The organism is Bacteroides sp. 11BF (genome assembly GCF_019633765.1).
Classification (GTDB): domain Bacteria; phylum Bacteroidota; class Bacteroidia; order Bacteroidales; family Bacteroidaceae; genus Bacteroides; species Bacteroides hominis.
In genome coordinates this window covers 1-494 of the sequence record NZ_JAFKPJ010000082.1, presented here as the reverse complement: position 1 = coordinate 494, position 494 = coordinate 1, and the positions used below count along the sequence as shown (strand labels likewise).

Annotated in this window: 1 protein-coding gene; it reads right to left on the bottom strand. The window is 31.6% G+C overall.

Annotation, left to right across the window (positions count from 1 at the left end; genetic code table 11):
• Window positions 1-7 precede the first annotated feature (7 nt).
• Window positions 8-494, bottom strand: a 487-nt coding sequence (locus JZY04_RS21075; protein WP_234094439.1) for a hypothetical protein, incomplete at its 5' end; no start/stop codon positions are given.

Below are 494 nucleotides of genomic sequence, written 5' to 3'. Positions count from 1 at the left end.
TAATGGTTCAGCAGGGAACGGCTTGTCCGTTATCCTGCTTCGTTAATAACTCTTTTCTTTTCAATAGATATGAAATACCTATTGCCAAGAACAAATAAGAAACAAGAATTTGGCTCGCCAACCATACAAAAATGAAATCATCAATATTGGGTGGAAGATATGCGTCATAAGGTGAATATTTAAGTCCACTCCAATATTCTTGCATTTTTTCTATTTTGAAATAGTAGGTATAAGACCATATATTGAAACACAATAGAATGGTTATCGAAATCGCTCTCAAGGCTATTTTATGCAAAATAATATCCAAAATTACAAACAATAACAATGCGACTATCAACAAGAACGCTTGTAAAAATGGAGTGAAATCCATTGTTCCATTTGTATCTACTATACATATAGACCACCTTAAAATACCTACTATTATTCCGAATAGGAGAAAATAGGCTGTATGGTATATCTTGTTTTTTATGTTCATCTTTAAGTTGTTATTAATG